The organism is Acidovorax sp. FG48 (genome assembly GCF_057809085.1).
Genome location: NZ_JBMDJH010000012.1, coordinates 68,927 through 87,159 on the forward strand (window position 1 = coordinate 68,927; position 18,233 = coordinate 87,159).

Sequence of the window (18,233 nt, forward strand, 5' to 3'; positions counted from 1 at the left end):
AGCCCTCAGGAGCTTTCCATGAAAAACAATCTATTTCCCACGATCCGCCTTCTTGTTTCTGGCGCGGCTGCCGCCGTGCTGCTGGGCCTGGGCGGCGGCGCCCATGCGCAGGCCTATGTCAACGCCACCGTGGGGGGCGAACTGGCTCCCGGTGTGTATGGCCGCATCAACATTGGCAACGCGCCACCACCTCCTCTGCTTTACGCAGAGCCCGTCATCATCCAGCGCCCTGCGGTGGTGGTGCCCCGTGCGCCCATCTACATGTACGTGCCGCCCGGCCATGCCAAGAACTGGAGCAAGCATTGCGCACGCTACAACGCCTGCAGCCAGCCGGTGTATTTTGTGCAGGAGCCACCTCCCCGCCGCGGCAACCCGCACCGCGGGCCCCATGGCCGGGACGACCGCCGCTGGGACCATGACCATCGCCACGATGACCGCCATGACCACGATCGCGGTCCCGGGCGCGGAGAGGGCCGTGGCAAGGGCCATGGACATCGGGACTAAGAGCCTGTTCAAAGTCTTTTTGGAGATCGCATTGGAGTGAAATCGGGATGAGTGGATGCTTCGGATGCGCCGCATGGGCTCGTGCCCATGCAAGCAGCCGGGGCGTCCAATCGCCCGATTTCACTCCAACCCTTCGGGCAAGTGCCTTGCCGGGCGGTCTGCGGCGTTGCGGCGCTTGCCAATAGCACGGGCTATTGGCTGCGCACCGCGCCTGGCATCTCATCCCGGCAAGGTACTTGTGCGACTCCAAAAAGACTTAGAACAGGCTCTAAACCACCCTGCATTTCGCAGGGTTTGCGCCAGCGCAGAGGAGGGGGTCGCACCAGCGGTTAAGCTTGGGCCCCTATGGCCCAAGTCTCCTTTTCTCCCCCTTTCACCCAACCGGCTGATGTTGCCAGCCAGTTGCGCCACAGCGGTTTTGCGGTGCTCAGCCCGGCCGCAGTGGCCGAGTGGGTCGGCTGTGATCTGTCGGTGCTCATGGCGCTCAATACCGATTGGGCAGATCTTCCCCCCGATGAATTTCTGAAGGATGGTGGCCGCTACCGTCGCCGTCGCCATGCCTGTTTTGTGCTGCAGCAGGGCCAGATGCAGCAGGTGCCGCACCGTGCCCACTGGCAGCCAGTGGAATACAACGCCCTGCACGGCGGTATGGAGCGCTGGTTTGCTCCCATGGAGCCCGCGACTGTGGCGCAGCCCGTGTGGCAGCAGTTGCTCGCCGCTCTGGCGGGCGTGTCGGACGCTGTGTTTGCCGGGCCTCAGGCGCCGGTGCCGTGGTTTGTCGAGGCGCACCAGTTCCGCATCGACACCACCGACGGCATCGGCCGCCCCACACCCGAAGGCGCCCACCGCGATGGGGTGGATCTTGTGGCGGTGTTTCTGGTGGGGCGCGAGGGCGTCAAGGGCGGTGAGACGCGGGTGTTCGAGGCCAACGGCCCTGCCGGACAACGCTTTACGCTGACCGAGCCCTGGTCCCTGCTGTTGCTGGACGATGCGCGCATGATCCACGAGTCCACGCCCATCCAGCCGCTAAAGGACGGGGGCTACCGCGACACCCTGGTGGTGACCTGCCGGCGGGGCAACTTCCAGGGTGCGGATGTGGTGGGGCAGGCGCCGTCGGGGGTTTGAACACTGCGGCAGAAGTGCATCCGATTTGATGCGAATCAAGATGCGGGGTATGGTGGCGGTTCACACTGGTCACTGTGGGGCCACAAGCCCGTCACACCATTCAACCCAAGGAGAAGCACCATGTTCAAGCACATTCTGGTTCCTGTCGACGGTTCCAAGACCTCCATGCTGGCCGTCTCCAAGGCCGCAGGCCTGGCCAAGACCTTTGGCAGCGCCGTCACTGCGGTGTATGTGATCGACCCGTATCCCTTCACCGGCGTGGGTGCCGACTTTGCCTACGGACAGGCCCAATACATCAGTGCCGCCACGGCCGAGGCCAATGCAGCGCTGGATGCCACCAAGCAGGCCATGGCCGATGCGGGTGTGCAGGTCACCACCGTGGTGGGGGAGGGCCATGCAGTGCACGACGGCATCCTGCGCGCGCTGGAGAGCACGGGCGCCGACCTCATCGTGATGGGCTCGCATGGCCGCCGTGGCCTGGAAAAGCTGGTGCTGGGCAGCGTCACGCAGCGTGTGCTGGGTGTGGTGCACATCCCTGTGCTGGTGGTGCGGGACTGAGCGTCCTTGCCCCATGCAAAAACGGCTCCTTTCGGAGCCGTTTTTTATTGCAGAGTACGCTTCAGGCGGTCACTCGATCTTTGCGCCCGAGGCTTCCACAATGCCCTTCCACTTGGCGTAGTCGGTCTTGAGCAGGGTGTTGAACTGAGCGGCCGACATGGCCTCGGGCTCGGCGCCCTGGGCGTGGATGGCGGCCTTCATTTCAGGGGTGGCCAGCAGCTTGTTGATTTCTGCGTTGACGATGTTCACCACGGTGGCCGGTGTGCCGGCGGGCGCAAACACGCCGTACCAGGTGCTCACATCAAAGTCCTTGAAGCCCGACTCGGACACGGTGGGCACTTCGGGCATGGACGAGCTGCGCTTGGCCGAGGTCACGGCCAGCGGGCGCAGCTTGCCCGACTTGATCTGGGCCATGGCCGATGGCACCGAGGACATGAGCAAGTCCACGTTGCCCGACAGCGCATCCATCAGCGCAGGGTTGGAGCCCTTGTACGGGATGTGGCTGAGCTTGATGCCCGCAGCCTTCTCGAACAGGTCACCCGCCAGGTGGATGGAGGTGCCGTTGCCGGGCGACCCGTAGGTGATGGTGCCGGGCGCAGCCTTGGCGGCAGCCACCACGTCGGCCAGTGTCTTGAACTTGGAGTTGGCACTGGTGGCAATGACCACGGGCGTGTAGGCCACATGGGCCACGGCGGTCAGGTCCTTGGTGGGGTCCCAGGGCAGGTTCTTGTACAGCCAGGGGCCGATGACGAGGTTGTCCTTCTGGCCCATGACCAAGTCATAGCCTGTGGGCGCGGCCTTGACGGCCTCGCCAATGCCGATGGTGCCGCCGGCGCCGGCGCGGTTATCGGCCACCACGGTCCACTTGGCGCTCTCGGTGAGCTTGGTGGCCACCAGGCGCGACAGGATGTCGGTGCCGCCGCCGGGTGGGAAGGGCACGATCAGGCGGATGGGCTTGGCCGGGTAGGCCGCCGCAGGGGCTGGCGCCTGGGCGTGGGCTGTGGTGCCCAGCGCAAAGGCGAGGGCGGTGAAGGAAAGCAGGGTGCGCATCATGGTGAGGGTTGTCTCCGTCGGTTCAGTGGTGTACGGGCGGCCTTTGAGCCGCTAGGTGCGGCTGCGGTGGCCCGGCTGATCTGGGGCAGCGGGCGCCAATGATCGCTGATCGACCGTGGCGCTCGCATTGCCAATAGCGGGTGGCAGCATCGCGGGTGGCGATGGCAGTGTGCGCACCCGCATGCAGGTCAGTGCGGGTCAGAGGCGTTCAAAAATCGCCGCAATGCCCTGGCCGCCGCCAATGCACATGGTCACCAGCGCGTAGCGGCCCTGGATGCGTTGCAGCTCGTGGATGGCCTTGACGGTGATGAGCGCACCGGTGGCGCCAATGGGGTGGCCCAGCGAGATGCCCGAGCCGTTGGGGTTGACCTTGGCGGGGTCCAGGCCCAGGTCCTTGGTCACGGCGCAGGCCTGGGCGGCGAAGGCCTCGTTGGCTTCGATCACGTCCAGGTCGTTGACAGTGAGGCCCGCCTTCTTCAGCGCCAGCTGCGTGGCGGGTACGGGGCCGATGCCCATGTACTTGGGGTCCACGCCCGCGTGGGCGTAGGCCACCAGGCGGGCCAGGGGCTTGGCGCCACGGGCCTTGGCGGCACCGGCTTCCATCAGCACCACGGCGGCGGCAGCGTCGTTGATGCCCGAGGCATTGCCGGCGGTGACCGTGCCGTTTTCCTTGAGGAACACGGGCTTGAGCTTGGCCAGGTCGTCCATCGTGGCGCCGGGGCGGAAGTGCTCGTCGGTGGCGTACTGCACGTCGCCCTTCTTGCTCTTCAGGGTGACGGGGACGATCTGGTCCTTGAACAGGCCGTTTTGCGTGGCACGTTCTGCGCGGTTGTGGCTCTCGACGGCCAGCTTGTCCTGGTCTTCACGGCTGATGCCCCACTTGGCGGCGATGTTCTCGGCCGTCACACCCATGTGGATGTTGTGGAAGGGGTCGTGCAGCGCGCCGATCATCATGTCCACCATCTTGGTGTCGCCCATGCGGGCGCCCCAGCGCATGTTCAGGCTGGCAAAAGGCGCGCGGCTCATGTTCTCGGCACCGGCGCCAATGGCCACGTCGGTGTCGCCCAGCAGGATGGACTGGCTGGCGCTGACGATGGCCTGCAGGCCCGAGCCGCACAGGCGGTTGACGTTGAACGCAGGCGTGCCCTCGGCGCAGCCGCCGTTGATGGCCGCTACGCGCGACAGGTACATGTCCTTGGGCTCGGTATTGACCACATGGCCGAACACCACGTGGCCCACGTCCTTGCCTTCCACGTTGGCGCGGGCAAGCGATTCGCGCACGACGAGTGCACCCAGCTCGGTGGGGGGCACGTCCTTGAGGCTGCCGCCAAATGTGCCAATGGCGGTGCGCACTGCGCTGACGACGACGACTTCACGGGTCATGGGGAGGTCCTTTCAGAGAAATTCAGGTCAAAATGGCTGCAAGCGCTAGTGAATCATGCGGTTGAAGCTATCAAAATAGGAGTAATCGGGCTCACGCCTCGCGCACGTCGGCCACCGGGTTGGTGCCGAAGTCTGCGCGCTCCAGCCAGGCAAGCACGCGGGTGGCGGCGTCGGCAGGCGATGTGAGCTGGCCACCCGTCTTGAGGTTGGCGAAATTCTGGCGGTCCGGGAAGGCGGCCGGGTCGGCGCCGCGCAGCTGAACCTGCATGTCGGTGTCGATCACACCGGGAGCCAGCGAGCATACCTTGGCCCCATGGGGCTTAAGGGCCTCGTCCAGCGCCACGCAGCGCGTGAAATGGTCCATGCCCGCCTTGGCGGCGCAGTAGGCGGCCTGCGAGGCCATGGCCCGGCGGCCCAGGCCCGACGAGATGTTGAGCACCTTGCGCGGCACCGTCCAGGCGTCCGTCGCGCCCAGGAAGGCGGCGGTGAGCTGCATGGGCGCCTCCAGCCCCACGCGCAAGGCGGTGGCCAGGTCGTCCGCGTCGCTGGCCGATAGGGGGGCAATGCGCGGGATCATCCCTGCGTTGTTGATGAGGGTGGCGCTGGCAAACGCCTGAGGGCCCTGGGCTTGCAGCCAGGCTTGCAGTTTATGGGCCGCCTGCTCGCCCTGCGACAGGTCTTGCTGCCACTGTTCAATGGTGACGCCTGCGGCCCGGGCCTCGGCGGCCAGGTCGTCGTTGGCACTGCGGGCAATGCAGATCAGGGTGTTGCCGCTGCGCAAAAGCTGCTGGGCCATGGCCAGGCCCATGCCGCGCGATGCGCCGGTGAGGATGTAGAGGTGGTTTTGAGGCATCCCGCCATGTTACTGCGCAGTACACAGGGGCGGGGGTTGTCACTGCCCTCTGCGTGACTCCAGCGCGGCCAGCAGCAAGGCCAGCCGTGCGTCCAGCGCCGCTATATCGGCCGCCTTGAGGGCCGAAAGGATGCGGTGTTCGTTGGCCACATGGGCCTCCACTGCGCGGTCGATCAGCTCCAGCCCCTGGGGCGTGAGCTGCACCAGCGAGCTGCGGGCGTCGGCCGGGTTGGGCAGGCGCTCGATCCAGCCCTGGGCTTCGAGCTTGGCCATGCGGTGCGTCATGGTGCCAGAGGTGACCATGAGCGTGGAGAACAACGTGGTCGGCGCCAGGCAGTAGGGCGCGCCGCTGCGGCGCAGCGTGGCCAGCATGTCGAACTCCCAGCGGCTCAGGCCGAAGTCGGCAAAGGTTTCATCCAGCCGCCGCTCCAGCAGCGCGGCGCAGCGCTTGATGCGCCCGATGGGGCCCATGGGGCTAGCGTCCAGGTCGGGGCGCTCTCGCTTCCACTGGGCCAGGATGGCGTCGACGGCGTCGGGTTGGCGTGGGGTGGCCATGGGCTTGTGGTGGTTGATTTGTCTTGAATTCGAGATTGTATGGTAGAGTTTTTGTCTTGATTTGAAGATAAATATATGGCTGCTTCACGTGCTTCTGCAAGTTCCTCAACCTGGCTGGATGCGCTCACCACAGCGCTCGGACCGGTCATCTGGGGCTCGACCTACATCGTCACCACCGAGCTGTTGCCGCCCGACCGGCCCTTCACCGCCGCACTGCTGCGCACCTTGCCCGCGGGCTTGCTGCTGGTGCTGTGGTGCCGCCGCTGGCCGGCCTGGGGCGACTGGGTGGGGTGGCGGCGCCTCATGGTGCTGGCGGCGCTGAACATTGGCGTGTTCCAGGCGCTGCTGTTTGTGGCGGCCTACCGGTTGCCCGGCGGCGTGGCGGCCGTGGTGGGCGCCGTGGGGCCGCTGGTGGTGATGGGCCTGACCTGGGCGCTGGACCACCGGCGCCCGCCCGCACTGGCCCTGGCTGCGGGGGCTTTCGGTGTGCTGGGCATGGCGGCGCTGCTGTTGTCGCCCGGTGCACGCTGGGACATGGTGGGCGTGGCGGCCGCGCTGGTGGGCACGCTGTGCATGGCGGCGGGCACGTTCTGGTCGCGGCGCTGGCGGTCTGACTTGCCGGTGCTGGCGTTTACCGGCTGGCAGTTGCTGGCGGGCGGCCTCATGCTGGCGCCGGTGGCGTGGGCGGTGGACCCGCCTTTGCCTGCACTCACCCTCACCAATATCGCGGGTTATCTGTACCTCAGCCTGGCAGGCGCGCTGGTGGCGTATGCGCTGTGGTTCCGTGGCATTGCGCGGCTGCCGTCGGTGGCGGTGTCGTCACTGGGGCTGCTGAGCCCCGTCACGGCGGTGCTGCTGGGCTGGGCGCTGCTGGGGCAGGCCATGACGGGGGTGTCGCTGGTGGGCATGCTGGTGGTGCTGGCAAGCATCCTGGCCGTGCAGTGGGCCATGTCGCGCCCCGTGCCGCCGGGAGGGCGGTGACCAGCAAATACTTTTGCTATTGAATGGATAGCGGTCTGCGCATGTTTCACCAGCACTAGCGGGCAATTGTGCTAGAAATCGGCCGCCCACTCCAGTGCTACCGGCTCCCCCGTGCCGGGGTGCGCAAAGGCCAGGTGGCTGGCGTGCAGCAGCAGGCGTGGCGCCTGTGCCTGCGTGGCGGCATCGGCATACAGCGCGTCGCCCAGGATGGCGTGGCCGATGGCGGCCAGGTGCACGCGCAATTGGTGGGTGCGGCCGGTGAGCGGCTCCAGTTCAACGCGGGTGGTCTGTGCCGTCGCGTCGTGCGCCAGCGCGCGCCAGCGGGTCAGACTGGGTTTGCCCACGCCGTGGTCGATGACGCGCAGCGGGCGCCGCTCCCAGTCGGCGGCAATGGGCAGGCCGATTTCGCTCCAGTCGCCACCCACGGTGCCCAGCAGGCCTTGCACCACCGCCTGGTAGCGTTTGTGCACCAGGCGCTCGGCAAACGCGTGGCCCAGGCGGCGCTGCGCGTCGATGTGGCGTGCCATGAGAACCAGGCCCGAGGTGGCCTGGTCCAGCCGGTGCACGACGAGCGCACCGGGCCAGCGCAGCTGTGCGCGGGCGCTCAGGCAGTCTTGCTTGTCGGGCCCCCGGCCGGGCACACACAGCAGCCCAGCAGGTTTGCACAGCACCAGCAGGTCCTCGTCTTCATACAGCGCCTGTACGCCATCTGCCACGGGTTCAGGCAGGGTCATGGCCCACGATCAGCCGTTGCACGGTGGCGCAGAGTTCTTCCACGTCGTTGGGTTTGTGGATCAGGGCCTGGGCGCCTTCGGCCAGCGCAGCCTGTTCGATCTCGGCCGTGACGTAGCCCGAGGCCAGGGCCACGGGCAGATCGGGGCGGATGAGGCGGGCCTCGCGCACCAGGTCCACGCCACAAAAGCCGGGCATGTTGTAGTCGGTCACCAGCAGGTCATAGGCCTGTGGGGCGGCCCGCAACGCGGCCGTGGCCTCGTGGGGGTCGGTATAGCCGCTCACTTCGTAGCCCCGGCGGCGCAGCAGGCGCTGGACCAAAAAGACCAGGGCCTGGTCGTCGTCCACGTACATCACATGGTGCTTCTTGGCCGGAGTGGGGCTGGGCGGTGCGGCGGGGACTGGCGCGGACGCTGCAGCCTCGGTGGCTGGGGGCTGTGTCTGCGGCGCCGGGTGGGTGGGCACATCGGCCGCCGCGATGGTTGGGATGCTGGCCGTGGCGTCAGTCGCTACCGGAAAGTACAGCGTGAACCGGCTGCCCTGGCCGGGCGTGCTCTGCACGTCCACACCACCTTCGTGTGTGCGCATCACGCCATGCACCACCGCCAGGCCCAGGCCCGTGCCCTGGCCCACGGGCTTGGTGGTGAAGAAGGGCTCGAAGATGCGCTCCAGGGTGGCGGCGTCCATGCCGGGGCCGGTGTCGCGCACCGTCAGGGCCACGTAGTCGATGGGCGCGAGGCCCAGGCGCTCGGTCAGGCGCTGGTCGGGTTGCACCGTGGCGGCCTCCACATGGATGCTGCCGCGCTCGGTGCCCTGGCTTTGGATGGCATGGACGGCGTTGGTGCACAGGTTGAGCAGGGCCTGCTCGACCTGCGTGGCGTCGGCCAGCACGGGCGGCAGGCCCGCCTGCAGCTGCATGTGCAGTTCGATGGCGGGGGGCAGGGTCACGCGCAGCAGGCGCTCGGTGTCGTGCACCACCTCGGCCAGCGACACGGCCGAGCGCTGTGGGGGCTCGTTGCGGCTGAAGGTGAGGATCTGGCGCACCAGGTCGCGCGCGCGGCGGCCGGCCTTGTCGATCTCCAGCAGGCTCTCCAGCACGGGCGAACCCGGGGTGCAGTCTGCCTTGGCCAGCTCCACGTTGCCCAGGATCGCACCCAGGATGTTGTTGAAGTCGTGCGCAATGCCCCCGGCCATGGTGCCCACGGCCTGCATCTTGTGCGACTCGCGCAACTGGGCTTCCAGCTCGTTGCGGTGCGCCTCGGCCTTCTTGCGACCGGTGAGGTCGCGCGCGAACACGGTGGTGGTCTCGCCACCGCCCACGCTTTCTGCATGGCGCTCGAACGATACGCTCACCTCCACCGCCAGCTCCTTGCCGCTGGCGGTCAGGGCCGTCATCTCGCCCAGCAGGGCCTGCGTGGTGAGCTGGGCAAACGCAAGGGCTTGGGCGGCATCGGGCAGAAAGCGGTCGAGCGTGCTGCCCAGCGCATCGCTGGCGCTGCACTGGAACAGCGCGGCGGCGGTGGGGTTGAACACGGTGATGCGCTGGTGCTGGTCCACGCAGATGATGGCGTCCAGCGCGGAGTTGATGACAGCCTCCAGCCGCTTTTCGCTGGCGCGGATCTGCTCGTTGCGCTGCTGCAGGGTCTCGGCGCTGTGCTGCAGCGCCTGGCGCTCGGCCAGCAGCGGGCCCTGGTCGATCACCGCGCACAAAAACTGCGACAGCGGCGGCCCGCTGGTCTGCGGTGCATCGATGTGGGCAATGTGCAGGTCGCCGGTGATGCGCGTGGCGTCGCTGATGAGGAACACGACCTCCTTGACCTCGCTGTGCCCCAGGTCTTGCGCTTGGGCAAAGGCCTCGCGCACACGGGCGGCGTCTTGCGGGCACACAAAGGGCATCAGCGCGGTCAGTGGCCGGTCGCGCTCGGTGGGCTGGAACGAGCGGTGCGCCATGGAGTTGGCCTGCACCACCATGTCGTGGTCGTCCACCACCATGAGGGCCAGCGGCACGCTGGCAAACAGGGTCTCGAAACGCTCGTAGGCGCTCTCGGCCACGGCCTGGCTGTAGCGCAGCACCTTGTTCTGGTTTTCCAGCTCGGCCTGGTAGGCGCGCAGATCGGCCACCAGGCCCTCTGCCGAAGCGCCGGGCGTGCGGGATGGGCTGGCAGGCGGGCGGGGCATGTGCTCTGCAGCTGCGGGCTGGCGGCCTGCAGGGTCCAGAAAAGACAGGTCGGGTTCACTCATGAAGGGGCGCGGTCAGCCGGGTGCGTGCCCGGGCGCTCGCCCAGGCTTTCTCAAGTAAGTGTACGCCCGCCCATCTGACGCCATGCGATGGCGACTGCAGCGTTAGAGCGCAGTTGCAACGTGGATGGAGGTCGATTGTTGATGAATTACGAACAATCCGTTTCTTTGGCAGGGCTTACCGAACCCTTGTGGGGTGCCTACAGTTCCACCATCGATACATCCCTCGATTCACCCATTCTTTCAGGACCCTGCCATGACCACAGATACCACCCTCGCCCAACCCCTGCTGAACAAGCTGCAATGGCGCTACGCCGCCAAGAAGATGAACCCCGCCAAGAAGGTGCCGCAAGAGAAGGTGGAGCGCATTCTGGAAGCCGCCCGCCTAGCACCCACCTCCAGCGGCCTGCAGCCGTTCGAGATCATCGTGGTGACCGACCCTGCCGTTCGCGCCAAGATCCAGCCCATCGCCTGGAACCAGGCCCAGATCACCGACGGCTCGCACCTGCTGGTGTTTGCGGCCTGGGACAACTACACGGCCGACCGCATCAACATGATGTTCGACCTGACCAATGACCAGCGCGGCTTCAAGAACGAAGGCTGGGAAAACTACCGCCAGATGCTGCTGAACAGCTACCCCCAGCGCGATGCCGAAGTGAACTTCCAGCATGCTGCCCGCCAGGCCTACATCGGCATGAGCGCCGCCCTGATTGCAGCGGCGTTTGAAGAAGTGGACTCGACGCCCATGGAAGGCTTTGACCCCAACGCGCTGGATGAAATCCTGGGCCTGCGGGCACGCGGCCTGCGCAGCGTTGCCATCTTGCCGTTGGGCTACCGCGCCGACGAAGGCGACTGGCTGGTGAACCTGAAGAAGGTGCGCCGCCCCCGCGAGCAGTTCGTCACCGAAGTCTGAGGCACGCGTCCTCCGTCATGAAAAAGGCTGGACCCGTGGCCCAGCCTTTTTTGCGTGGGGAGCCTCAGCGTGTGGCGGGCGCTGCATCCGTCACGCGGCGCATGGGAGTGAGCACAAAGGCCAGTGCGGCCAGCACCACCAGCGTTCCGCCGCTGGCCGCAAACAGCTGGGTGAGCGTGATGCTCTTCATCACCCAGCCGGTGACGGCGGCCGAGATGGGTGCCAGGCCCATGAAGATGAACATGAACAGGCTCATCGCGCGGCCCAGCAGGGCGGGCGGGACCCGGTGCTGGATCCAGGTGAACACGCTCACCTGCATGAAGCCGCCGAGCAGGCCGATGACCAGCATCAGCACCGCGCCCTGCCACACGGCGGTGATCAGGCCCATCGGCATGAACAGCGCGCCAATGATGGCGTCGAACGCCAGGATGGTCATGCCCAGGCTGCCAAACCGCAACCGGGGCACCATGCCCGATACCACCATGCCCAGCAGCGTGCCCGCACCATGGGCGCCCACGATGATGCCGAAGGCGGCAGCACCCAGCTGGGGGCTGCTGCTGGCCAATACCGGAATGGCGATGTGGATGGGGCCCATGATGTACAGGGCAATGGCGCTCCAGTACAAAAAGCAGGTGCGCAGCTCGCTGTCACGCCAGAAGTGACCCAGGCCCTGCGCCACCGAAGCGAGCACCGCCTGCGGCGCGGCCGTGTGGGCTGAAGCGCCCGCAAGGCCTGCGTGGGGCTGCACCTTGGACAGTGTCCAGGCTGACACGGCGAAGCTCAGCGCATCCAGCGCAAAGGCCATGCCGATGCCGGTGGCGTTGGCATGTGTCGAGGTGCCGGTAGCCGCCCCGGTTGCATCGCCCGCGCCAAACAGTGCAATCAGCAGCCCCGCGAGCAAGGGCCCGAGGAACATCGTCAGCTGCCGCAGGCCCAGGCTGATGCCGTTGGCGGCCTGCAGCTGGGGGCGCGCCACCACCGACGGCATCATGGCCGTGCCGGCCGGAATGCTGAAGGCCGTGGCCAGCCCAATGCCCAGCGACAGCGCGTACACCATCCACAGCGACAGCGTGCCCGCAAACACCAGCCCCGCCAGCGCGGCCAGCAGCACCAGGTTGACGTGTTTGGTGATCATCAGCACTTGCTTGGGCGAATGGCGGTCCACCAGCGCGCCGCCAATCAGGATGAACAGCGCACGCGGTACGCTGATGAGGGCCAGCACGGTGCCCAGCACCAGTGTGTCGCCCGTCATTTGCAGCACCAGCCAGGGCAGCGCGATCAGCGTGAACTGGTCGCCCAGCATGGACAGGGCCGAGCCGCCAATCATCCAGCGGAAGTTGCGGTCCTTCAGCAGCGCGGCGCGCGGGTCTGCGGGTGGGGTTGCAGGGCCTGCACCGGGTGAGGGGGCAGGACGGGGTGAGGTATCAGGTCGCATGAGCGAGGTCTCCCAAAGAATGACGGGTGTGCGTGCGCCCCGTGAGCAAGCGGCCCACCGCGGTAAAACGCACAAACAGGTGGTAGCTGGTCAGGCACAGGGCCGTGGTGGCCAGCACGTTGATCAGCATCTTGGCCAGGGCTGGGATAGGCAGGCCGTACAGCAGCGCACCCAGGCCGATCGTGAGTGGCAGGTGCACCAGGTACACCCAGTACGAGCTGTCGGCCAGGTAGGCCAGCCAGGCGCGGGGCTGTCCCACATGGCGCAGAAACAGCCCGATCAACGCAAAGCTCCAGAGCCACGACGCGCTGTTGTAGGCCAGCGCCATCCAGAACTGCAGGTGGCGCGTGGCCGATACCGGCGCGGCCAGCAGATCGGTGAACGCTCCGGTGACCAGCACCAGTGCAAAGGCCGATGCCTCGGGCTGGGCCAGCACTTCTGACAGCAGCGCGGTGAGCAGAAAGCCCACCAACCCCAGGCCCGCCAGCGCAGGCCAGTGCCGTTCGTAGCGCGCCATCAGCGCCTTGCGGTGCACGTACAGGCACAACCCAAAGCCGTAGAACAGCCCGTTGTGTATCCATTCCGCCAGTGGCGGCAGAAAGGAACCGCTGGGTGTGACGATGCCGTGGTCGTAGCCCGCGCCAATCCAGGCCAGCGGCAGGGTGAGCGCCAGCAGACCGGTTGGCGTGCCACCCAGCCAGAGGGCGCTGCGTTGCAGGGCCTGCTGTATCTTGTGTGGCAAGGCTCGCACCGCTGTCCATGCCACGGGCGTCAGCAGCGCCAGCCACAACAGCATCCACAAGAACCACAGGTGCATGGTGGGCGGACCCTGGGGCACGTTGGGGCCTTGGGGCAGCAGGCTGCGGTCCACGCCCCAGGTGCCATCGGCCATGCGGTGCAGGAACATCAGCCCGAGCAACGCGCAGGCCACAAACAGCGGCGGCCAGAACAGTGCAAAGGGCAGGCCCAGGCGGCGCAGCCGGTTGCGCACCATGCCAGCCAGCCCGTGCCTCTGGACCAGCGCCGCCACGAAGAACCCGGCGAGGATGAAAAACAAGGGCATGCGAAAGGCATGGATCACCGCCACCAGCAGGTCCGCCAGGGGGCTGGACTGGTCGTCGTGCCAGGGCAGGGGCGAAGGCCGGCTCATGTAGATGACCGAGACATGCAGCACGATGCCCAGCCACATCATGGTGGCGCGGAGGTTGTCCAGCGCGTGCAACCGCCGTGTGGGGGAGGAGCTGCTGGAAGAGGGTGTCGATCCGTTCATGGGGACCGACTGTGAGGCCTCACGTTGCGTGAGGGTCAAGCACTTTCAGTGGCTTTTTGGCGACGGTGTGGCCGCCTCACGGGCGGCAGCTGCAGCGGTCCAAGTAGGCGTTGGCATCGCCTGTGCCAGCGCTGCCTGCAGGTAGGCACGCACAGGCGCGCTCAGCGGCGAGCCGGCCTGCAGAAGCGGCTCGTTGGCCGACGCCGTGAGCAGCTTGTGGCGCAATAGCGCATCGTTGCGGGTCAGCTGGTTCAACAACGTGTTCCAGCGCAAAGCCGCAGCCGCTGCGTCGGCATGGTTGGTGGGTATCTGGCGGTCGAGCAACTGTTGCACATCGCATTCCAGCGCCGCCCATGCGGTGTGCGGCACATGGCCCAGCGTACGCAGGTCGTCGCGGGTCAGGTATTTCATCAGCAATTCCAGGCGAAGATCGATGGCGGCCTCCACATAGGCAATCATGTCGCCGGGTGGCGCGTGGTTGCGCCCCTGGGCGCTGGGCTCGGTGCGGAACATGTGGCCCCAGCGTTCCAGCAGATCGAGGTCGCCCTCCATCCAGTGCAGCATCAGCGCCATCCAGCGGTAGGCCAATGCCTGCACTTCGGGCGAATCGGGTGGCAGCTGGCGGTCCATGGCGCTGCGCACTAGGTCTTTCACAATGAGCCAGTCGGCCTCGATCAGGCTCCAGTTGGTGAAGATCTGCTTGAGCTCGGTGGTGCTGAAGTACTTGCCGTAGGTCGTCATCAGCGCCAGGGCTTCGAGCCAGTTGCCCATGTCAGGCTCGGCACCCGCCATGAGACCGTCGCGCAGCATGGTCAGGCGCCCGCGCAGCTCTGTGGCCTGCGTGATCTGCTGGTCCAGCGCGCGGATCTGCTGGCCGATGATGCGCTCGGGTGCTACCCCGTCGCCCGCCAGCAGCTCGGCAATGTCGCTGAGCGCCAGGCCCATCTGGCGCATGGTCTGGATGCCATGCAGCCGCTGCACGTCTGCCTGGCTGTACAGGCGGTACCCCGCGTCCGACCGGCCCGAGGGCTTGAGCAGCCCGACCTCGTCATAGTGGTGCAGCGTGCGCACCGTGAGCCCGGTGCGCCGCGCGAGGTCGCCGACCTTCAGCAGCATGGGATCAGCGGCCGACGGAGATCAGCTCGATCTCGAAGTTCAGCGTGGCGTTGGGCGGAATCACGCCACCTGCACCGGCCGCGCCATAGGCGATGGCAGGTGGGCAGGTCAGCTTGGCCTTGCCACCGGGCTTCATGCGCTGCACGCCCTCGGTCCAGCAGGGGATCACGCGGTTGAGCGGGAACGAGGTGGGTTCGCCGCGCTTGTAGGAGCTGTCGAACTCCTTGCCGTCGAGGAACGTGCCCTTGTAGTGCACCTTGACCGTGTCGGTGGCCTTGGGCGATTCGCCCGTGCCGTCTTTGAGCGATTCATAAACCAGGCCGCTGGCCGTGGTGACGGGCTTGGAGGTCTGGGCCATGGCGGCGGGGGCCATCACAACGGTGGCGAGCAAGAGGCACAAGAGGTTTCGCAAAGGGGGCTCCTGAAAGAGTGAATCACAACGCAGCCCGCGATCTTATGCGCGTTCGTGCCGCGGCCTGCGGGAGCGGCACCACGAAAAAAGCCCTGGGCACGGGAGCGCCAGGGCTTGGAAGGCCAAGAGCCACGGCAGCGGACGCGCCACCGGGGTCGCTATGGCAGGGTCAGGCGTAGTCGCTCACCGGGATGCAGCTGCAGCTCAGGTTGCGGTCGCCCCACACGTTGTCCACGCGGCCCACGGGCGACCAGTATTTGTTGCTGCGCAGTGCGGCCACGGGGTAGGCAGCTGCCTCGCGGGTGTAGGGGCGGTTCCACTCGCCGCTCAGCAGGCTTTCTGCGGTGTGCGGGGCGTTCTTGAGCGGGTTGTTGTCCTGCGGCAGCTTGCCTGCTTCGATCTGGCGGATCTCGTCGCGGATGGCGATCATCGCGTCGATGAAGCGGTCCAGCTCAAACAGGGTTTCGCTCTCGGTGGGCTCCACCATCAACGTGTTGGGCACCGGGAAGCTCAGCGTGGGCGCATGGAAGCCGTAGTCGATCAGGCGCTTTGCCACGTCTTCGGCCATCACGCCGCTGGTGTCCTTGAGCTGGCGCAGGTCCAGAATGCACTCGTGGGCCACATGGCCGTTTTCGCTCGCGTACAGCGTGGGGTAGTGGTCCTTGAGGCGGGCGCTGATGTAGTTGGCGCTCAGGATGGCGGTCTCGGTGGCCGCCTGCAGGCCTTCGGCGCCCATCATGCGGATGTACATCCAGCTGATGGGCAGCACGGCAGCGTTGCCCAGCGGGGCAGCGCTGACGGCGCCCACGCCGCCTGTCACGCCCGCTGTGGCATGGCCGGGCAGGAAGGGCACAAGGTCTTCCACCACGCAGACGGGGCCGACGCCGGGGCCGCCACCGCCGTGGGGGATGCAGAAGGTCTTGTGCAGGTTCAGGTGGCTCACATCGCCGCCAAACTCGCCGGGGGCGGCTACGCCGACCAGTGCGTTCATGTTGGCGCCGTCCACGTACACGCGGCCGCCGTGGCTGTGCACCAGGGCACACAGCTCTTTCACGCTGGTCTCGAACACGCCGTGCGTGCTGGGGTAGGTGATCATCACGGCGGCCAGGTTGGCGCTGTGTTGTTCGCACTTGGCTTTCAGGTCCACCAGGTCCACGTTGCCATTGGCATCGCAGGCCGTCACCACCACCTGCATGCCCACCATCTGGGCGCTGGCGGGGTTGGTGCCGTGTGCGCTGCTGGGGATCAGGCAGATGTTGCGGTGGCCTTCGCCACGCGACTCGTGGTAGCCCTTGATGGCCAGCAGACCAGCGTATTCGCCTTGCGAGCCTGCGTTGGGCTGCAGGCTGATGCCCGCGTAACCTGTGGCCTGGCACAGCCAGGCGCGCAGCTGCTCGTCCAGCTCCTTGTAGCCCACCAGTTGGTCAGCGGGGGCGAACGGGTGCACGTTGGCAAACTCGGGCCAGGTGATGGGGATCATCTCGCTGGTGGCGTTGAGCTTCATGGTGCACGAGCCCAGCGGGATCATGCTGCGGTCCAGCGCCAGATCCTTGTCGGACAGCTGGCGGATGTAGCGCAGCATGCCCGTTTCGGAACGGTGGGTGTTGAACACCGGGTGCGTGAGATAGCAGCTCTCGCGGCGCAGCTCGGTGGGGATCAGCGGCTCCACGCCCTTTTCAAACGCATCGAAGGTGGGCAGCGCCTGGCCGTCCTTGGCGAAGATCTTCCACAGCAGCTCGATGTCGGCGCGTGTGGTGGTCTCGTCCAGCGAGATGCACAGGTACTCTTCAAAGTAAATTCGCAGGTTGGCGCCCATTTGCACTGCGCGAGCAGCTATGGATTTGGTAGCGGCGCCGGTGTGCAGGCTGAGCGTGTCGAAGGTCGCCTGCTCACGCACTGGGGCGCCCAGCTGCTTCAGGCCCTGGGCCAGGATGGCGGTGTAGGCCGCCACGCGCTGTGCAATGCGCTTGAGGCCTTCAGGGCCGTGGTACACGGCGTACATGCTGGCGATCACAGCGGGCAGTACCTGGGCCGTGCAGATGTTGGAGGTGGCCTTTTCGCGGCGGATGTGCTGTTCGCGCGTTTGCAGGGCCAGGCGATAGGCAGGTTTGCCATGCACATCCACGCTCACACCCACCAGACGGCCAGGCATGGAGCGCTTGAATTCATCGCGGCAGGCCATGTAGGCAGCGTGGGGGCCACCTGCGCCCATGGGCATGCCAAAACGCTGGGTGGTGCCCACCACAATGTCGGCACCTTGTTCGCCGGGTGGCGTGATGAGGGTGAGCGCCAGCAGGTCGGCCGCCACGATGAAGGCAGCTTGCTTGGCATGGGCCTTTTCCACGTCGGCACGCAGGTCGTCAATGCGGCCGCTGGTGGCGGGGTATTGGGCCAGCACGGCAAAGTAGTCGCCGTCCAGCAGGGTGTTCCATTCTTCGGCCGAATTGGCCAGGCGCACTTCCAGGCCCAGGGGCTTGGCGCGGGTCTGGATGACTTCAATGGTCTGCGGGTGGGCGTCGCCCGCCACCACAAACACGTTGCTCTTGCTCTTGACCGAGCGCTTGGCCAGCGTCATGGCCTCGGCGGCGGCGGTGGCTTCGTCCAGCATGGACGAATTGGCAATCGGCATGCCAGTGAGATCGCACACCATGGTCTGGAAGTTGACCAGGGCTTCCATGCGGCCTTGCGAGATTTCGGCCTGGTAGGGGGTGTAGGCGGTGTACCAGGCGGGGTTCTCCAGGATGTTGCGCAGGATGACACCGGGCGTGTGCGTGCCGTAGTAGCCCTGGCCGATGAAGCTCTTGAGCAACTGATTCTTGCCCGCGATGGCCTTGAGTTCTGCCAGTGCTGCCGCTTCTGTGAGCGGCGCTGGCAGGTCCATGCCCCGGCTGCGTGCGATGGAGCGCGGCACGATGGATTCGATGAGCGCACGGCGCGAGGCCTCGCCGATCACCGACAGCATGTGCGCTTCGTCGGCCGCGTCGATGCCGATGTGGCGGGGCAGGAATTCGGTGGCGTTTTCAAGCGCGCCAAGGGGGGTGGCGGATTGCATCAGCATGGGGCAGTCTCGTAGGTCGCAGCGGGTTGGGGGCGGTGCCGGGGAAA

Annotated in this window: 16 protein-coding genes; 5 read left to right on the plus strand and 11 right to left on the minus strand. The window is 66.6% G+C overall.

The features are described from left to right. Positions 1–18: 18 nt before the first annotated feature. The 3 genes from ACODSU_RS17045 to ACODSU_RS17055 all read left to right on the plus strand — a co-directional run bounded on the left by ACODSU_RS17045 (position 19) and on the right by ACODSU_RS17055 (position 2,187). On the plus strand, positions 19–504 hold the full coding sequence (locus ACODSU_RS17045; RefSeq protein ID WP_291444511.1) for a hypothetical protein: 486 nt from the start codon (positions 19–21) through the stop codon (positions 502–504). Positions 505–849: 345 nt separating this feature from the next. Beyond that, positions 850–1,629 carry a 2OG-Fe dioxygenase family protein gene (locus tag ACODSU_RS17050; protein WP_488843443.1) on the plus strand — a complete coding sequence of 260 codons (780 nt, stop codon included), beginning with the start codon at positions 850–852 and terminating at the stop codon, positions 1,627–1,629. A gap of 120 nt (positions 1,630–1,749) precedes the next feature. Next, complete coding sequence (locus ACODSU_RS17055; protein WP_056067661.1) at positions 1,750–2,187, plus strand: universal stress protein; 438 nt, start codon at positions 1,750–1,752, stop codon at positions 2,185–2,187. Positions 2,188–2,256: 69 nt separating this feature from the next. Here ACODSU_RS17055 and ACODSU_RS17060 read toward each other — a convergent pair whose 3' ends face one another. From ACODSU_RS17060 to ACODSU_RS17075, 4 genes are all read right to left on the minus strand, one after another. Beyond that, complete coding sequence (locus ACODSU_RS17060; protein ID WP_110958878.1) at positions 2,257–3,240, minus strand: tripartite tricarboxylate transporter substrate binding protein; 984 nt, start codon at positions 3,238–3,240, stop codon at positions 2,257–2,259. 198 nt (positions 3,241–3,438) lie between these two features. Beyond that, positions 3,439–4,623, minus strand: coding sequence for a beta-ketothiolase BktB (gene bktB / locus ACODSU_RS17065; RefSeq protein WP_488843446.1), 1,185 nt, complete (start codon positions 4,621–4,623; stop codon positions 3,439–3,441). A 91-nt stretch (positions 4,624–4,714) separates the two neighbouring features. Further along, complete coding sequence (locus tag ACODSU_RS17070) at positions 4,715–5,476, minus strand: SDR family NAD(P)-dependent oxidoreductase (protein ID WP_488843448.1); 762 nt, start codon at positions 5,474–5,476, stop codon at positions 4,715–4,717. Positions 5,477–5,515: 39 nt separating this feature from the next. Then, positions 5,516–6,031 (minus strand): MarR family winged helix-turn-helix transcriptional regulator, encoded by a 516-nt coding sequence (locus tag ACODSU_RS17075; protein ID WP_488843450.1) that lies wholly within the window; start codon positions 6,029–6,031, stop codon positions 5,516–5,518. A gap of 75 nt (positions 6,032–6,106) precedes the next feature. Here ACODSU_RS17075 and ACODSU_RS17080 point away from each other — a divergent pair, with 75 nt between their 5' ends. Continuing rightward, the gene (locus tag ACODSU_RS17080) at positions 6,107–7,012 is read left to right on the plus strand and encodes an EamA family transporter (RefSeq protein WP_488843452.1); all 906 of its coding nucleotides are present in this window, start codon (positions 6,107–6,109) and stop codon (positions 7,010–7,012) included. A 71-nt stretch (positions 7,013–7,083) separates the two neighbouring features. Here the strand turns inward: ACODSU_RS17080 and ACODSU_RS17085 are convergent, their stop codons facing one another. Together ACODSU_RS17085 and ACODSU_RS17090 are read right to left on the minus strand one after the other, a co-directional pair. Further along, entirely contained in the window at positions 7,084–7,746 is a 663-nt protein-coding gene (locus ACODSU_RS17085) for an RluA family pseudouridine synthase (protein WP_488843454.1), read from the minus strand. Continuing rightward, complete coding sequence (locus ACODSU_RS17090; protein ID WP_488843456.1) at positions 7,733–9,985, minus strand: PAS domain-containing hybrid sensor histidine kinase/response regulator; 2,253 nt, start codon at positions 9,983–9,985, stop codon at positions 7,733–7,735. The genes ACODSU_RS17085 and ACODSU_RS17090 overlap by 14 nt, the downstream gene beginning before the upstream one ends. 253 nt (positions 9,986–10,238) lie before the next feature. Between ACODSU_RS17090 and ACODSU_RS17095 the strand changes: the two genes are divergently transcribed. Next, a complete protein-coding gene (locus ACODSU_RS17095; RefSeq protein ID WP_060986838.1) occupies positions 10,239–10,895 on the plus strand; it encodes an NAD(P)H-dependent oxidoreductase in 657 nt (218 codons plus the stop codon). Between the two features lie 64 nt (positions 10,896–10,959). On the opposite strand, the gene ACODSU_RS17100 is transcribed toward ACODSU_RS17095, so the two are convergent. From ACODSU_RS17100 to gcvP, 5 genes are all read right to left on the minus strand, one after another. Continuing rightward, positions 10,960–12,330 carry an MFS transporter gene (locus ACODSU_RS17100; protein ID WP_488843458.1) on the minus strand — a complete coding sequence of 457 codons (1,371 nt, stop codon included), beginning with the start codon at positions 12,328–12,330 and terminating at the stop codon, positions 10,960–10,962. Next, positions 12,320–13,600, minus strand: coding sequence for an acyltransferase family protein (locus ACODSU_RS17105; RefSeq protein WP_488843460.1), 1,281 nt, complete (start codon positions 13,598–13,600; stop codon positions 12,320–12,322). The genes ACODSU_RS17100 and ACODSU_RS17105 overlap by 11 nt, the downstream gene beginning before the upstream one ends. Positions 13,601–13,645: 45 nt before the next feature. Further along, positions 13,646–14,716 (minus strand): MerR family transcriptional regulator, encoded by a 1,071-nt coding sequence (locus tag ACODSU_RS17110; RefSeq protein ID WP_488843462.1) that lies wholly within the window; start codon positions 14,714–14,716, stop codon positions 13,646–13,648. 4 nt (positions 14,717–14,720) lie between these two features. After that, on the minus strand, positions 14,721–15,089 hold the full coding sequence (locus ACODSU_RS17115) for an FKBP-type peptidyl-prolyl cis-trans isomerase (protein WP_082576793.1): 369 nt from the start codon (positions 15,087–15,089) through the stop codon (positions 14,721–14,723). A gap of 208 nt (positions 15,090–15,297) precedes the next feature. Beyond that, on the minus strand, positions 15,298–18,186 hold the full coding sequence (gcvP, locus tag ACODSU_RS17120) for an aminomethyl-transferring glycine dehydrogenase (protein WP_488843464.1): 2,889 nt from the start codon (positions 18,184–18,186) through the stop codon (positions 15,298–15,300). Positions 18,187–18,233: the final 47 nt, after the last annotated feature.

Excerpts from the sequence above, each read along its gene's own strand:
- ACODSU_RS17070 (WP_488843448.1), bottom strand. The coding sequence starts at position 5,476 with ATGCCTCAAAACCACCTCTACATCCTCACCGGCGCATCGCGCGGCATG.
- gcvP (WP_488843464.1), bottom strand. The coding sequence starts at position 18,186 with ATGCTGATGCAATCCGCCACCCCCCTTGGCGCGCTTGAAAACGCCACC.
- ACODSU_RS17045 (WP_291444511.1), top strand. The coding sequence starts at position 19 with ATGAAAAACAATCTATTTCCCACGATCCGCCTTCTTGTTTCTGGCGCG.
- ACODSU_RS17085 (WP_488843454.1), bottom strand. The coding sequence starts at position 7,746 with ATGACCCTGCCTGAACCCGTGGCAGATGGCGTACAGGCGCTGTATGAA.
- ACODSU_RS17105 (WP_488843460.1), bottom strand. The coding sequence starts at position 13,600 with ATGAACGGATCGACACCCTCTTCCAGCAGCTCCTCCCCCACACGGCGG.
- ACODSU_RS17095 (WP_060986838.1), top strand. The coding sequence starts at position 10,239 with ATGACCACAGATACCACCCTCGCCCAACCCCTGCTGAACAAGCTGCAA.
- ACODSU_RS17050 (WP_488843443.1), top strand. The coding sequence starts at position 850 with ATGGCCCAAGTCTCCTTTTCTCCCCCTTTCACCCAACCGGCTGATGTT.
- ACODSU_RS17075 (WP_488843450.1), bottom strand. The coding sequence starts at position 6,031 with ATGGCCACCCCACGCCAACCCGACGCCGTCGACGCCATCCTGGCCCAG.
- ACODSU_RS17090 (WP_488843456.1), bottom strand. The coding sequence starts at position 9,985 with ATGAGTGAACCCGACCTGTCTTTTCTGGACCCTGCAGGCCGCCAGCCC.
- bktB (WP_488843446.1), bottom strand. The coding sequence starts at position 4,623 with ATGACCCGTGAAGTCGTCGTCGTCAGCGCAGTGCGCACCGCCATTGGC.
- ACODSU_RS17080 (WP_488843452.1), top strand. The coding sequence starts at position 6,107 with ATGGCTGCTTCACGTGCTTCTGCAAGTTCCTCAACCTGGCTGGATGCG.
- ACODSU_RS17115 (WP_082576793.1), bottom strand. The coding sequence starts at position 15,089 with ATGGCCCCCGCCGCCATGGCCCAGACCTCCAAGCCCGTCACCACGGCC.
- ACODSU_RS17060 (WP_110958878.1), bottom strand. The coding sequence starts at position 3,240 with ATGATGCGCACCCTGCTTTCCTTCACCGCCCTCGCCTTTGCGCTGGGC.
- ACODSU_RS17055 (WP_056067661.1), top strand. The coding sequence starts at position 1,750 with ATGTTCAAGCACATTCTGGTTCCTGTCGACGGTTCCAAGACCTCCATG.
- ACODSU_RS17110 (WP_488843462.1), bottom strand. The coding sequence starts at position 14,716 with ATGCTGCTGAAGGTCGGCGACCTCGCGCGGCGCACCGGGCTCACGGTG.
- ACODSU_RS17100 (WP_488843458.1), bottom strand. The coding sequence starts at position 12,330 with ATGCGACCTGATACCTCACCCCGTCCTGCCCCCTCACCCGGTGCAGGC.